15 protein-coding genes are annotated in these 12,503 nt (G+C 68.9%); 11 read left to right on the plus strand and 4 right to left on the minus strand.

The features are described 5' to 3' along the window. The first annotated feature begins 354 nt into the window (after positions 1-354). Positions 355-1,734, plus strand: a complete 1,380-nt coding sequence (locus ACFXHE_RS16705; RefSeq protein ID WP_379383890.1) for a glycosyltransferase 87 family protein — start codon at positions 355-357, stop codon at positions 1,732-1,734. Here ACFXHE_RS16705 and ACFXHE_RS16710 read toward each other — a convergent pair. Continuing rightward, a complete protein-coding gene (locus ACFXHE_RS16710) occupies positions 1,685-2,116 on the minus strand; it encodes a TIGR03668 family PPOX class F420-dependent oxidoreductase (protein WP_379383891.1) in 432 nt (143 codons plus the stop codon). The two genes, ACFXHE_RS16705 and ACFXHE_RS16710, sit on opposite strands and share 50 nt — an antisense overlap. 50 nt (positions 2,117-2,166) lie before the next feature. Further along, positions 2,167-2,760, minus strand: coding sequence for a TetR/AcrR family transcriptional regulator (locus ACFXHE_RS16715; RefSeq protein WP_379383892.1), 594 nt, complete (start codon positions 2,758-2,760; stop codon positions 2,167-2,169). A gap of 90 nt (positions 2,761-2,850) precedes the next feature. On the opposite strand from ACFXHE_RS16715, the gene ACFXHE_RS16720 reads away from it, so the two are divergent. After that, the gene (locus tag ACFXHE_RS16720) at positions 2,851-3,966 is read left to right on the plus strand and encodes a Gfo/Idh/MocA family protein (protein WP_379383894.1); all 1,116 of its coding nucleotides are present in this window, start codon (positions 2,851-2,853) and stop codon (positions 3,964-3,966) included. Here the strand turns inward: ACFXHE_RS16720 and ACFXHE_RS16725 are convergent, their stop codons facing one another. Both ACFXHE_RS16725 and ACFXHE_RS16730 read right to left on the minus strand, forming a co-directional pair. Continuing rightward, the gene (locus ACFXHE_RS16725) at positions 3,967-4,251 is read right to left on the minus strand and encodes a YciI family protein (RefSeq protein WP_354839554.1); all 285 of its coding nucleotides are present in this window, start codon (positions 4,249-4,251) and stop codon (positions 3,967-3,969) included. Positions 4,252-4,294: 43 nt separating this feature from the next. Beyond that, the gene (locus tag ACFXHE_RS16730) at positions 4,295-4,837 is read right to left on the minus strand and encodes an amino-acid N-acetyltransferase (RefSeq protein ID WP_364615080.1); all 543 of its coding nucleotides are present in this window, start codon (positions 4,835-4,837) and stop codon (positions 4,295-4,297) included. A 120-nt stretch (positions 4,838-4,957) separates the two neighbouring features. Between ACFXHE_RS16730 and pgsA the strand changes: the two genes are divergently transcribed. The 9 genes from pgsA (at position 4,958) to ACFXHE_RS16775 (ending at position 12,493) form a co-directional block, all read left to right on the plus strand. Continuing rightward, the gene (pgsA, locus tag ACFXHE_RS16735; protein ID WP_379383896.1) at positions 4,958-5,632 is read left to right on the plus strand and encodes a CDP-diacylglycerol--glycerol-3-phosphate 3-phosphatidyltransferase; all 675 of its coding nucleotides are present in this window, start codon (positions 4,958-4,960) and stop codon (positions 5,630-5,632) included. A gap of 52 nt (positions 5,633-5,684) precedes the next feature. Beyond that, positions 5,685-6,179 (plus strand): CinA family protein, encoded by a 495-nt coding sequence (locus ACFXHE_RS16740; protein WP_379384182.1) that lies wholly within the window; start codon positions 5,685-5,687, stop codon positions 6,177-6,179. An 81-nt stretch (positions 6,180-6,260) separates the two neighbouring features. After that, positions 6,261-6,704 carry a helix-turn-helix domain-containing protein gene (locus tag ACFXHE_RS16745; protein ID WP_379383898.1) on the plus strand — a complete coding sequence of 148 codons (444 nt, stop codon included), beginning with the start codon at positions 6,261-6,263 and terminating at the stop codon, positions 6,702-6,704. A 187-nt stretch (positions 6,705-6,891) separates the two neighbouring features. Next, entirely contained in the window at positions 6,892-7,719 is an 828-nt protein-coding gene (pspA, locus tag ACFXHE_RS16750) for a phage shock protein PspA (protein WP_379383900.1), read from the plus strand. Between the two features lie 387 nt (positions 7,720-8,106). Then, a complete protein-coding gene (locus ACFXHE_RS16755; protein ID WP_379383902.1) occupies positions 8,107-9,003 on the plus strand; it encodes a hypothetical protein in 897 nt (298 codons plus the stop codon). Between the two features lie 231 nt (positions 9,004-9,234). Further along, on the plus strand, positions 9,235-9,411 hold the full coding sequence (locus ACFXHE_RS16760) for a hypothetical protein (RefSeq protein ID WP_379383904.1): 177 nt from the start codon (positions 9,235-9,237) through the stop codon (positions 9,409-9,411). Between the two features lie 72 nt (positions 9,412-9,483). Beyond that, a complete protein-coding gene (locus ACFXHE_RS16765) occupies positions 9,484-10,428 on the plus strand; it encodes a zinc-binding alcohol dehydrogenase family protein (protein ID WP_379383906.1) in 945 nt (314 codons plus the stop codon). A gap of 124 nt (positions 10,429-10,552) precedes the next feature. Continuing rightward, a complete protein-coding gene (locus tag ACFXHE_RS16770) occupies positions 10,553-11,707 on the plus strand; it encodes a sugar ABC transporter substrate-binding protein (protein ID WP_379383908.1) in 1,155 nt (384 codons plus the stop codon). 12 nt (positions 11,708-11,719) lie between these two features. Then, complete coding sequence (locus ACFXHE_RS16775) at positions 11,720-12,493, plus strand: ATP-binding cassette domain-containing protein (RefSeq protein ID WP_040859440.1); 774 nt, start codon at positions 11,720-11,722, stop codon at positions 12,491-12,493. Positions 12,494-12,503: the final 10 nt, after the last annotated feature.

Genomic DNA, 12,503 nt, shown 5'->3' on the forward strand with positions numbered 1-12,503 from the left:
CCGACCCTAACAGTCTGCCCGCCTTCCGAATACCCGTGCTTCCCAGCGGTTTTACCGCCGAAGAGCGGAGAGTTCGCGTCGCCGCGGTGACCTTCACCATCAAGAAGCACGGAATTCCGTTGCTGCTCAGCCACCATGGCACGGCGCTGCACGTCGACGGCGGCTGGGAAGGTCACTGAGCAGACCTTCTGCGACCTGCTGCGGGTGCAGGGCAGCCCGCCCGCGGTCTGCGGGACATCGACCACCACCGAGCCGGCGCCCACGAGCTGATCGCAGCCGGTTCCGCCGCGAGAACCGTGGTGTAGCACCGTGATTGGGAGGATCCGCCGAGGCGGGCTTGGTTATGGTAGCCAGATGGTTTTGGGGGCCAAGGAGTTTGCCGAGGAGTTCACCGGGCAGCGCGATATCATCCGGATCGGTCGCCGGAGCACCGAACCCTGTGTCACCGACCGGATGCTGGTCGGCGGGCTCATCCTCATGGTGGCCGCGCTGCTGTGGCACGTCTTCGCCATACCCATCGGCAATCCGTACTACGGCCTGTTCAACAACGGGCTCGATCTGGACGTGTATCAGGCGGGCGGAGCGGCCCTGCGGAATCGGACCGGGCTCTACGACGGGCCCGTCGTGTTCGGCATGGAGTTCACCTACACCCCGTTCGCGGCCCTGGTCTTCGTTCCGCTCACGAGCATCTCCCTGGTCACCGCCAAGGCGCTGTGGTCCGCCGCGATCGTACTGGCCCTGATTGCGCTGACCGGGTGTTGCCTGCGCACCCTGAAATACCCGAATACGTTGCGCACCTGGATGTTCGCACTGGTGCTGGCGGTGATCTCCACGGTGCTCGAACCGGTGCGGTCCACGATCTGGCTCGGGCAGATCAATGTCTTCCTGGTCCTGCTCATCGTCTGGGACCTCACCCGCCCGCCGGCGGCCCGGCTGCGCGGTCTCGGGGTCGGCATCGCGGCCGGGATCAAACTGACACCCGCGTTCTTCCTCGTCTATCTCGCCTGCACCCGGCAATGGCGGACGCTGGGCGTGGCGGCCGGGGCGTTCGCCGCGACCATCGCCCTCGGCTTCCTCGCCCGGCCCGCCGACGCGTACTCGTACTGGCGCGGACAGGTCACCGCCGCCGGCCGCGTCGGGGCGGTCGATTCGCCGGGCAACCAGTCCGTCAACGGGCTGCTCGCGCAGCTGCTGCGGTTCTTCGACGTCGAGCGCTACGCGTCGAATGCGTTCGGAGCGACCGTGTTCCAGCCGCCCACCTGGATGTGGCTCCTCGCGCTGCTCCCGGTCGTGGCCCTCGGGCTCACCGCGGCGACGCTTGCCCATCGCGCCCACCGGGAGCTGCTGGCGATCACGGTCACCGGCATGACCGCCGCGTGCGCGTCACCGTTCTCGTGGGGCCACCACTGGGTGTGGTTCGTGCCCTTGCTGATTCTCGCCTGGCATCACGCCCGTACCGCCGCTACCCGCTGGACCTGGCTTGCCCCGACCGTCGTCGTCCTGGTCGCCTTCAGCTGGTGGTGGACCTTCTCCGACCGGCCGCCCATGGAGGATTCGCCGCACCCCATCGGAATCGGCCTGTTCATGATGCCGCGCGCCGACAACTCGGTGTGGTTCGCGTACATCACAGTGCCGACCTACGCGGGCTGCTATGTCCTGCTCCACATCCTGGCGAGCGGCTACGTCATCGGGCGTACGACCAGCCGCGCACCGAGTCGACCGCGATCCGAATGATCGGCCCCGTGGGCGGATCTGCTTGGTACTGCGGATATTTGGCGACCAGCCAGCCGAGCGGCAGCTCACGGTCCACCGTGTCGTCGAGGATGTCGGCGATGCCGTCGAGACGCGTCCACCACAGCTGGCTCCAGTCCTCGTCGTAGTGATCGGCGAGGACGGAGACGCGAGGGTTGGCGGCGATATTGCGGAGGCGGCGGAGATCGGTGGTGGTCTTCGGTTTGTTGTCGATCGCGATCACCACCAGCAGCGGCGAATCGGCGGGGGAGACCGCGAACGTGACGGGAACCAGGTGCGGCACGCCTATGGCATCGGCGGTGGCCAGCCGCGCCACCCGGGCGGCGCGGAACCTGGACAGAGCCGTGGCATCATCCGATCGCACGAGATCGACGGTAGACCGCCGGTCGTAGTGCGCCACCGCCGGACCGGTCGTCACCGGCGTGCGGACAGCCCGTCCAGCACGATGCGCAGCGTGCGCTGCCATTGATCCGGGGCCGCCCGCAGGCCGACGGTGTGATCGGCGGTGCCGACCCCGGCCAGCGCGAAAGCCACGTCCTCCCAGGCGATATCGGCCCGCATCGAGCCGTTCTGCTGTGCCCTGCCGACCAATTCGCGCAGCCGGTCGCGCAGATCGCCGATGCAGCGGTCCACCTCGCCGCTGCCCGCGCCGCCCAGTGCATCGTTGACCCCGCAGCTCTCCGCCCGCAAACCCACGTACACGCCGGCGAATTCGGTGAACCCCTGCCACGGGTCCGGCTGGGCGAGGGCGCGGTCGGCGGCGGCGATGCCCTCGTCGAGGACCTCCTCCAGCACTGCCGTCAGCAGTGCGTCGAGCGAGGGCACCCGTCGATAGAAGGTCCCCTTGCCCACCCCGGCCCGCTGCGCGATCTCCTGCGCGGTGACCGCCACCCCGACCTCCGCCACTGCTGCCCGCGCGGCCGTGACCAGCCGTTCGAGGTTGCGGCGGGCATCGGCGCGGGGAGTCGGCGCGGCATCCCGGGCCAGCAGGCGATCGACGGCTGTCATGACCGCACTCTAGCAAAAGTGGACTTTCCGAGTCCGTTTGACTAGCGTCCAAAGCGGACGCATCGAGTCCGCTTGATGGAGGAGTGAGTGATGTCGGACCGCATCAGAGTGGGAATCATCGGCGCGAACCCGGACCGGGGCTGGGCCACCCGCGCCCACGTCCCGGCCCTGCAGGCCCTGTCGGACTACGAGCTGACCGCGGTCGGTACCAGCCGTCGCGAGAGCGCCGAACGCGCCGCCCGCCGCTTCGGCGCGGACCACGCCTTCACCGACGCGCGCGAACTGGCCGAGCATCCCGACGTCGACCTGGTCGTCATCACCGTGAAGGTCCCCGCGCACGCCGAACTGATCCGCGCCGCGCTGGCCGCGGGCAAGCACGTCTACTCCGAATGGCCGCTCACCCGGACCACCGCCGAAGCCGAGGCCATCGTGGCCGCGGCCGCCGACGTTCCCGGGCTGCATGTCGTCGGACTGCAGGCCGGGCTCGCCCCCGCCGTCCAGCGCGCGCGAACCTTGATGGTCAACAGTCGCTATGTGGGCAAGGTGGTTTCGGTCACGGTCTACGCGGCCCGCGGCAAGGGCGCGGGCGGCCGCATCCCGCAGTGGGCGGCCTACACCCTGGACCGCGACAATGGCGCGGGAATGCTGGAGGTCGCGGGCGGTCACACCCTCGCGACGGTCGAATCCCTGGTCGGCCCGCTCACCGAGGTCTCGGCCGAGCTCGCGATCCGCCACCCGCTCGCCGTCATCGACGAGACCGGCGAGCGGGTATCGGTCACCAGCCCGGACCACCTGCTGCTGACCGGCCGCACCGACACCGGCATACCGGTATCGGCTCACATCCACGACGGCAAGGTCACCGACGGCCGCACCCGCATCGAAATCTCCGGCACCGACGGCGATCTGGTGATTGTCGGCGACGGCCCCTCGGGAGCGGGCGGCATCCAGATGAGCGACCTGCGCCTGCTGGGATCCAACGGCCCGGGCGGCGCGTGGCAGGACCTGACCCCCGAGGAGGCCGGACCCTTCGCGACGCTGCCGATCGAATCCCGCAATGTGGCAAGGCTTTACGACCGTCTGGCGAGCGACCTCCGCCGCAACCTCCACCTGGTCCCGTCCTTCGGGACCGGCCTGCACATGCATCGCGTCCTGGACGTCATCCGCCGCAGCGCCGACTCCGGCCGGCGCGAGGCGGTCGAAGCCTGATCAGGACACGAACGCGCCCATGGTCGGCTGCCATTCGACGATGCGCTTGTCGGTCAGCAGACCCTCGCGGTTGAACGGGTCGTTCTCGAACAGCGTGGTCACCGCCTCCAGGTCGTCGGCCTGGACCAGGATCAGCGCGCCCGACCCGTCCGGGTACGGACCGCTGGTGAGCACGGTGCCCGCGTCGACCAGGCTGTTCAGCCAGGCCCGGTGGTCGGGCCGGTGGATGTCGCGGCCGGGGACGGTGGCCTCGGAGTAGACGTAGTGGACGGCGAAGACGGCCATGGGCTCTCGCTCCTGATCGAAGTCGGTACTGATACGGAGAAGGTCAGAGCGTCAACAGCATTCGGGTATTCCCGAGCGTGTTCGGCTTGACGTAGGACAGATCCAGGAACTCGGCGACACCGGTGTCGTAGGACCGGCACATCTCGGCGTACACCTCCGCGGTCACCGGCGTGCCCTCGATCTCCGCGAACCCGTGCCGGGCGAAGAAATCCACCTCGAAGGTCAGCACGAACACCCGCTTCAGCTCCAGCTCGCGGGCGACCGCGATGAGCTGCTCCACGATCAGCCGCCCCGCGCCCGTGCCCTTGATGTCCGGATGCACCGCGACCGTGCGCACCTCGCCGAGGTCGGCCCACAGCACGTGCAGCGCGCCGCAGCCGAGAATCTGGCCGTCGCGCTCGACCACCCAGAACTCCTGGACCGCCTCGTACAGCGTCACCAGGTTCTTCTCGAGCAGGATCCGGCCGGCGTAGATGTCGATGAGGCTCTTGATCTCGGGCACGTCAGAGGTTCGCGCTCGGCGGACGATCGGCGCCATCGCCGCATGCCCGCCGATCGAACCACTGTCAGGTGCCCGTGTTGTCATGGGGTGCACAGTAGTCGGCCCGCGTACCGATAGGCTTATCGGTGTGTCGCACATCCAGCTCTCCCACATACCGGCATGGTCCGGAAACCATGGCCGGTGTCTCGGCCGGTGGGGGCGCTGGTGACCGTGCAACGTGACGAGTTGGAGGGTCGCTGGACCGATGCCGGTCCCGCAGCGCGTCCGGGATTCGCCCCCGTGCCCCGTCCGGAGGCGGCGGAACCGCCGGCCGTGCCACTGCTGAACATCGCCAATGTGCTGACGGTGCTGCGCATCCTGATCGTGCCGCTGTTCCTGCTGGCGCTGTTCGCCCACGGCGGGCACGACACCGAGTGGCGCTGGATCGCGGCCGGGCTGTTCGGCGTCGCCGCCATCACCGACCGCATCGACGGGCAACTCGCTCGCAAATACGGCCTGGTCACCGACTTCGGCAAGCTGGCCGACCCGATCGCGGACAAAGCGCTCGTCGGGGCCGCGCTCGTCGGATTGTCGATGCTGCACGATCTGCCCTGGTGGATCACGATCGTCATCGTGGCCCGCGAACTCGGCGTGACCCTGCTGCGGCTGGCCGTGGTCCGGCGCGGGGTGATTCCCGCGGGCCGGGGCGGCAAGCTCAAGACGCTGGTGCAGTCCGTCGCCATTGCCGTGCTGTTGCTGCCGCTCTCCGGCGGATTCGCTTCGGCCGGAATGGACTTGATGTATGTGGCCGTCGTGCTGACGGTTGTCACCGGTCTCGACTACGTCGTGCAAGCGGCCCGCCTCTGGTTCCGCTCGCCGGGCGGCAGCCGTGCCGCGTGACGTGCGGCCCGACGTCGAGGCCGCGCTGTCCCGCGTAGCCACCGTTCCGCCCATTCCGCCCGACCCGCTCGTCACCTCGGCGCCTGCCGCCGAGCTGGTGGCCGCGCTCGCCGCCGCCGGTCAGACCGTGGCCACCGCGGAATCATTGACTGCGGGACTGCTCAGCGCCACCATCGCGGGAATTCCGGGCGCCAGCACGGTGCTGCGGGGTGGACTGATCGTCTACGCCACCGACCTCAAGCAGTCGCTCGCCGGTGTGAGTGCCGACACCCTGGCCGCCGACGGACCGGTATCCGCGACCACCGCCGAACAGCTCGCCGTCGGGGCTCGTCACCGCTGCGAAGCGGACTGGGGAATCGGGCTCACCGGAGTCGCCGGACCCGAACCACAGGACGGGCGACCGGTCGGCACGGTATTCCTTGGTATAGCGGGTCCGGAGTCCACCGAGGTACTTCGGTTGAAGTTGTCGGGGGACCGGTGGACGATCAGGGTGGGCGCGGTTCGCGCCGCGGTCACCGAGCTCGTCCGCATCGTCAGGGACGAGTGACGAGGCCGGGAACGCGCGGCCGACGCCGGACGTTGTCCAGTCAAACGCTGGGTCCGGCGAGACGAGTGTGAGGAGAACGAGATGACGCTGCTGCGAGAAGCCATCGGGGAAAGCCTGCGGCGCGCTCGGGTTGCCCAGAGCCGGACGCTGCGTGAGGTCTCGACCTCCGCGCGCGTGAGTCTGGGGTACCTGTCGGAGGTCGAGCGCGGCCGCAAGGAGGCGTCCAGTGAACTGCTGGCCGCCATCTGCCAGGCGCTGGACGTGCCACTGGCGCAGGTGCTCTTCGACGTGAGTTCCACCATGGCCGACGCCGACAAGGCCACCGCGCTGGCCGCCGACAAGGCCACCGCGGGTGTGGGAGCCGGCAAAGTGCCCGCCAAAGCCGGGCTCGCCAAGGTGGCCGCGAAGGTTACCCCGAGGGGTGGCGACGGCGACGTGGCCCTGGCAGGGGATGGAACTTTCGGCCCCCGCATTGTGATTCCGGCCCCGAAGTCGGATCGTCTGGTGCTGGTGGCTGCCAAGTGATCACTGTGCTGTGGAGCCGAAAGGGATAAATTCTCTGTAGGCTTCGTGCCGGAGGCGTCGCGCTGTTGCCGAAATCTCCGGAACGGCCGTTGCACAGTGGAGATATGGGACAACAGGGGTGCGCGACGGTCGCGCACTACTGTCGCGCTACGGGGCGCGGCACGTCATATGGAGGCGGGATCAATCGATGGCTAATCCGTTCGTGAAGGCCTGGAAGTACCTGATGGCCCTCTTCGATTCGAAGATCGAGGAGCATGCGGATCCGAAGGTTCAGATCCAGCAGGCCATCGAGGAGGCCCAGCGCCAGCATCAGGCCCTGTCGCAGCAGGCCGCGTCGGTGATCGGCAACCAGCGCCAGCTGGAGATGAAGCTCAACCGCCAGCTGGACGAGGTCGAGAAGCTCAATGCCAATGCGCGCCAGGCGGTTATGCTGGCCGACCAGGCCAGCGGTGCCGGTGACACCGAGAAGGCCATCCAATACACCAATGCCGCTGAGGCTTTCGCCGCCCAGCTGGTGACCGCCGAACAGTCCGTCGAGGACCTGAAGGTGCTGCACGACCAGTCGCTGCAGGCCGCCGCGCAGGCCAAGAAGGCGGTCGAGCAGAACGCCATGCTGCTGCAGCAGAAGGTCGCCGAGCGCACCAAGCTGCTCTCGCAGCTGGAGCAGGCCAAGATGCAGGAGCAGGTCTCGGCCTCGCTGCAGCAGATGGACTCCACCCTGTCGGCCCCCGGCGCCGTCCCCAGCCTGGACGCGGTGCGCGAGAAGATCGAACGCCGCTACGCCAACGCGCTCGGCGCCGCCGAGCTGGCGGGCAACTCGGTCCAGGGCCGCATGCTCGAGGTTCAGCAGGCCAGCGTCCAGATGGCGGGCCACAACCGCCTCGAGCAGATCCGCGCCTCCATGCGCGGCGACTCGCTGCCCGCCGGTGGCACCCAGCAGCAGATCCCGCAGGGCCAGCCCGCGCAGCCGGCCGCCCAGCCCAACTTCAACAAGGGCCAGGCCGCCCAGCAGTAACTGCTGCGCGAAAGGTAGTGCACGATGGGGAGATCGCGGGCCGACAACAGTCCCGCGACCTCCCCTGCCCGTTTTCTGCGCCGCACCCGCACCAGAACCGCCGACCCCATCCCGGGTTTCCCCTCCCCGTTCCCGCCGCCCGCAACCGCGCAGCCTCCGGCGCACTCCGAAACCGCCGGGCCTGAAACGGCTTCCACACCGGCATCGAGTATTTCGTCAGCGCCGGAGCACCACTCGCCCCATCCGGCCGGGTCCACTGATCACTCGGCATCCGCTACGCCGGTGCCGCAGCCATCCACGGCGCCGCGAATCGACCGCGGATCGCCACTGGGTGCTGGTCACGCGCCGCGTGAATCCACGGTGCAGCCACCGGTTCACTCGCAACCCGTGTCCGGACGCGGCCCACGCGCAGGTGCTGCGGGTGGCGGCCGGCGGAAGCGGGCGCGGCGGGAGCGGGCCACCGAGGCGGTGCGAGAAGTGTTGGCGCCCACCGGGTTCGAGCCCGAGGAGTTGGCGCAGCGGCTGCCGGATACGTTGCGGGGTGTGGGGGAACAGGCGTTGGTGGCCGTGCGGAAGTGGGCGGATCCGCGGGAGCGTGAGCTGCGGAAGCGGCGCCGGGCACGGCGTCGGAGTTTCCGGCTGGGAACGGCTTCGGGGTTGACGACGGCCGGAACCGTTGGACTGGTGCTGATTTCGGCGCCGGCCTGGGCGGTGGTCGTGGTCGGTGGTGGTGCGGTCGCGCTGGTCACCGGGACCGCGGTGACGGCCCGGCGGTATCTGGTGATGCGCCGGGAGCCGCTGCCGCAGGCCGCTTTCGTGCCTCGGAAGCTGCCGCCGATCCGGTCCGCGGCGCGAGCGTCGATCGCCCGATTGGTCCGGGCCGAGCGGGCGCTGCACGGGCTGCACTCGCAGATCGCGCGGACGGGCCGGCTTCCCGAGAACGATCTCAACGACACCCTGGAAACAGCCGTGTCCGGAGCCGCCGCACTGCACGCGCTGGCACAGGATGTGGTCGCGATGGAGCGGGCCGCCGGTGCGCTCGGCGCGAATTCGCCACTGGGCGAGCACGTTCGGGCCGTTTCCACCCGCCTTGACGGCGGAGTCGTCGAATACGAGGGCATGGTCGCGGCCGCGGCCCGGGTGCTGGCGGTCCCCGAGAGCGCGGCCATCGCCGACGATCTCGGCTGGGCCATGGTCGGCCTGCGCGACGCCGCCGACCGCCTCGACGGCTGGGCCCAGGCCCTCACCGATCTGGCCGACCAGCGCTTCCGCGCCAATCCCTGACCTGTCCGCATCGCTGTCAACCGGGCTTTCCCGGGGCGTGGCTCGAGCTGTTGCAGGTCGGCGGGCTGCGGCCCCGGCGAACGCGGCCTGCTGCCTCGGCCGGGGGACTCGGGGAGAACCCTGATCTGTCCCGGATTTCGCTGCTGACCTGGTGATTTTCTCAGGCGGGCGACGCAGTATGGATGGTGTCGGATCGCGCGGACGGCGGTTCGGAGACTAGGGAGGTCAGTAATGTTCTGGAAGATTCTCGGCGTCGTCGTCCTCGTGTGGATCGCCTTCGCGGTGCTCGGGTGGCTGATCAAGGCACTGTTCCCGATTCTGCTGGTGAGCGCCATCGTCTTCGGTCTGTACGTGCTGTACAAGGCGGTGTCGGGCTCGAAGGACAAGTCGCCGCTGAGCAAGTTCTGATCGGTCGAAACTTTCGGACCGTCCAGCCCCGGGTAGCGGGGACGGGCGGTCCTTTTTTCGTATGATCGCGGGATGGCTACTGCTGTCGTTGCCACCGCGTACGGTGGACCGGAAGTCTTGTCGCTGGTCGAGGTCGAGGTGCCCGAGCCGGGGCCGGGTGAGGTCAGCATTGCGGTGCGGGCCGCCGGGGTGAATCCCTTCGACTACAAGCTCTACAGCGGTGCGTTCGGCACCGATCCCAGTAAATTGCCCATCCGGCTGGGCCTGGAGGTGGCCGGAGTGGTCACCGCGGTGGGTCCCGACGCCGAGGGGCCGGCCGGGCCGATCTCGGTCGGCGACGAGGTGATCGCAACGGTGGGCGGCGGCTACGCCACCGCCGTCACCGTGCCGGCCGCCCGGGTCGTGCCCAAACCCGCCGATGTGGACTGGAAGCATGCGGCCGGCGTGCTCAGTGTCGGCGGGACCGCGGTGCATCTGCTCGCCGCGACCGGCGTCGGGCCGGGGGACACCGTGCTGATCCACGGTGCCGCGGGCAGCGTCGGCGCGCTGGCCGCGCAGTTGGCGGTGGCGCGGGGCGCGCGGGTGATCGGCACGGCCTCGCCGAGCCGGCATGAACGCTTGCGCGCCTATGGTGTCGAGCCGGTCGCGTACGGCCCGGGGCTGGCTGATCGCGTCAAGGCGTTGGCCCCCAACGGAATCGATGTTGCGCTCGACACGGTGGCCACCGAGGAGGCGATCGACGTCTCTTTGGAACTGGTGGCCGACCGGAGCCGGATCGCGACCATCGTGGCCTTCGATCGGGCGGCTGCGGAGGGGTTCAAGGCCCTCGGTATGGGTCCCGGGGCCGATCCGGGCACCGAGATCCGCGGCAATGCCTGGCGTGAGTTGTTGCCGCTATTGTCCACGGGCAAGCTGGATCTGGCGATCGCCAAGACGTTCCCGCTGTCGGAGGCGGCCGCGGCGCACGAGCTGGTCATCGAGGGGCACGCGGGTGGAAAGGTCATCCTGCTGCCCTGAACCGGGCCACATCGATTTGGCGAAACGTCCCATATGAGTGACTCACACGGCATATGTTGTTGCCCACAACATATGCCGTGTGTGCTGTCGCAACCCAGCGACCGCCGCGTGAAAGGTCACCCTGATGAGGACGAAAAGCGCGCTCCCGCCGACGAAGTCCGGACGCCGACGGGGTTACGCCGCCGCCGCGCTCGCACTATCCGGCCTGCTCACCCTCACCGCCTGCGGATCCAATTCCAGCAGCACGACCTCCTCGTCGAGTGCGCCGTCGGGCGGCGGCGCCAATGGGACGGTCGGGGTCATCCTCCCCGAGACCGCCACCTCGGCCCGCTGGGAATCCTTCGACAAGCCGCTGCTGCAGAAAGCCTTGAACGAGGCCGGATTCGACGCCGACGTGCAGAACGCGCAGGGCGATGTGCAGAAGTTCTCCAGCCTGGCCGACGGCATGATCGCCAAGGGCGTGAAGGTGCTGCTCATCGCCTCCATCAACAGCGAGGTGGGCAGCGCGGTCGCGGCCAAGGCCAAGCACGCCGGCATTCCGACCATCGACTACGACCGCCTCAACCTCGGCGGATCCTCCGACTACTACGTGTCTTTCGACAATGTGAAGGTCGGCGCCCTGCAGGGCCAGGGACTGGCCACCGCGCTGAAGGACAAGCCGGGCGCGCAGGTCGTCGAGATCGAGGGCGCGCCGACCGACAACAACGCGACCCTGTTCCACCAGGGTCAGGAGCAGGTGCTCCAGCCCCTGTACGACTCGGGCGCGCTGAAGCTGGTGCGCAGCCAGGCCATCGACGACTGGAACAACCAGAAGGGCGGCACCACCTTCGAGCAGATCCTCACCGGCGCCAACGGCAAGGTCGACGGTGTGGTCGCTGCCAATGACGGCCTGGCCGGTGCGGTGATCACGGTGCTGAAGAAGAACGGCCTCAATGGCAAGGTACCGGTGACCGGTCAGGACGCCACCGTGGACGGCCTCAAGGCGGTGCTGCGCGGGGACCAGTACATGACCGTGTTCAAGCCCATCAAGGAGGAGGCCGAGAACGCGGCGAAACTCGCTGTGGCCCTGGCCAAGGGCGACAAGGCCGCCGCGGATGCCCTGGCGCAGGGCGTGAGTCAGGATCCCAAGGGCAAGCGCGACGTGAAATCGGTGCTGCTGCAGCCGCAGTTGATCACCAGGGCAGAGGTCAAGCAGGTGGTGGACTCGGGCTTCGTGAAGGCCTCCGACGTCTGCTCGGGCGACGTGAAGTCCGCCTGCACCGAACTCGGCATCGCCTGAGGATCGAGAGACATGAGTGAGCCGCTGCTCCAGATCACCGGCCTGAACAAGAGTTTCGGACCGGTGCACGTGCTGCACGACGTGGACCTCACCGTGCCGGCGGGAGAGGTCACCGCACTCGTCGGGGACAATGGCGCGGGCAAATCCACGCTGGTGAAATGTGTTGCCGGAATCCACGCCGCCGACTCCGGCGAAGTGCGATTCCGTGGCGAACCCGTACACCTGCGTGGCGCCAAGGATGCGGCGGCGCTCGGCATCGAGGTCGTCTACCAGGACCTGGCCCTGGCCGACAACCTCGACATCGTGGCCAATATGTTCCTCGGCCGGGAGCGCGGCAAGCCGTGGCTGCTGGACGAGGCGAGCATGGAGGAGGCGGCGCGGCGCACCCTGGCCTCGTTGGGGGTGCGCACCGTGAAATCGGTGCGCACCCCGGTCGCAGCCCTGTCCGGCGGGCAACGCCAGACCGTGGCCATCGCGAAAGCCGTGCTGTGGAACAGCAATCTGGTGCTGCTGGACGAACCCACCGCGGCGCTCGGGGTGGCGCAGACCCGGCAGGTGCTGGATCTGGTGCGACGGCTGGCCGAACAGGGGCTGGGGGTGGTGCTGATCAGCCACAACCTGGCCGACGTGTTCGAGGTCGCCGATCGGATCGCGGTGCTGTACCTGGGCCGGATGGCCGCGCAGGTGCGGACCGCCGATGTCACCACCGGCCAGGTGGTGGAGTTGATCACCGCCGGGCGTTCCGGCGATCTGGGCTTGGCGCGGCCGGAAGCCGCGGTGCTGTGAGGAAGCCACT

The organism is Nocardia sp. NPDC059229, from assembly GCF_042754165.1.
Lineage (GTDB): Bacteria > Actinomycetota > Actinomycetes > Mycobacteriales > Mycobacteriaceae > Nocardia.

Coding starts and splice junctions, on each gene's coding strand:
- ACFXHE_RS16705 (WP_379383890.1), top strand. CDS start 355: ATGGTTTTGGGGGCCAAGGAGTTTGCCGAGGAGTTCACCGGGCAGCGC.
- ACFXHE_RS16715 (WP_379383892.1), bottom strand. CDS start 2,760: ATGACAGCCGTCGATCGCCTGCTGGCCCGGGATGCCGCGCCGACTCCC.
- ACFXHE_RS16720 (WP_379383894.1), top strand. CDS start 2,851: ATGTCGGACCGCATCAGAGTGGGAATCATCGGCGCGAACCCGGACCGG.
- ACFXHE_RS16725 (WP_354839554.1), bottom strand. CDS start 4,251: ATGGCCGTCTTCGCCGTCCACTACGTCTACTCCGAGGCCACCGTCCCC.
- ACFXHE_RS16730 (WP_364615080.1), bottom strand. CDS start 4,837: ATGACAACACGGGCACCTGACAGTGGTTCGATCGGCGGGCATGCGGCG.
- ACFXHE_RS16745 (WP_379383898.1), top strand. CDS start 6,261: ATGACGCTGCTGCGAGAAGCCATCGGGGAAAGCCTGCGGCGCGCTCGG.
- pspA (WP_379383900.1), top strand. CDS start 6,892: ATGGCTAATCCGTTCGTGAAGGCCTGGAAGTACCTGATGGCCCTCTTC.
- ACFXHE_RS16760 (WP_379383904.1), top strand. CDS start 9,235: ATGTTCTGGAAGATTCTCGGCGTCGTCGTCCTCGTGTGGATCGCCTTC.
- ACFXHE_RS16765 (WP_379383906.1), top strand. CDS start 9,484: ATGGCTACTGCTGTCGTTGCCACCGCGTACGGTGGACCGGAAGTCTTG.
- ACFXHE_RS16770 (WP_379383908.1), top strand. CDS start 10,553: ATGAGGACGAAAAGCGCGCTCCCGCCGACGAAGTCCGGACGCCGACGG.
- ACFXHE_RS16775 (WP_040859440.1), top strand. CDS start 11,720: ATGAGTGAGCCGCTGCTCCAGATCACCGGCCTGAACAAGAGTTTCGGA.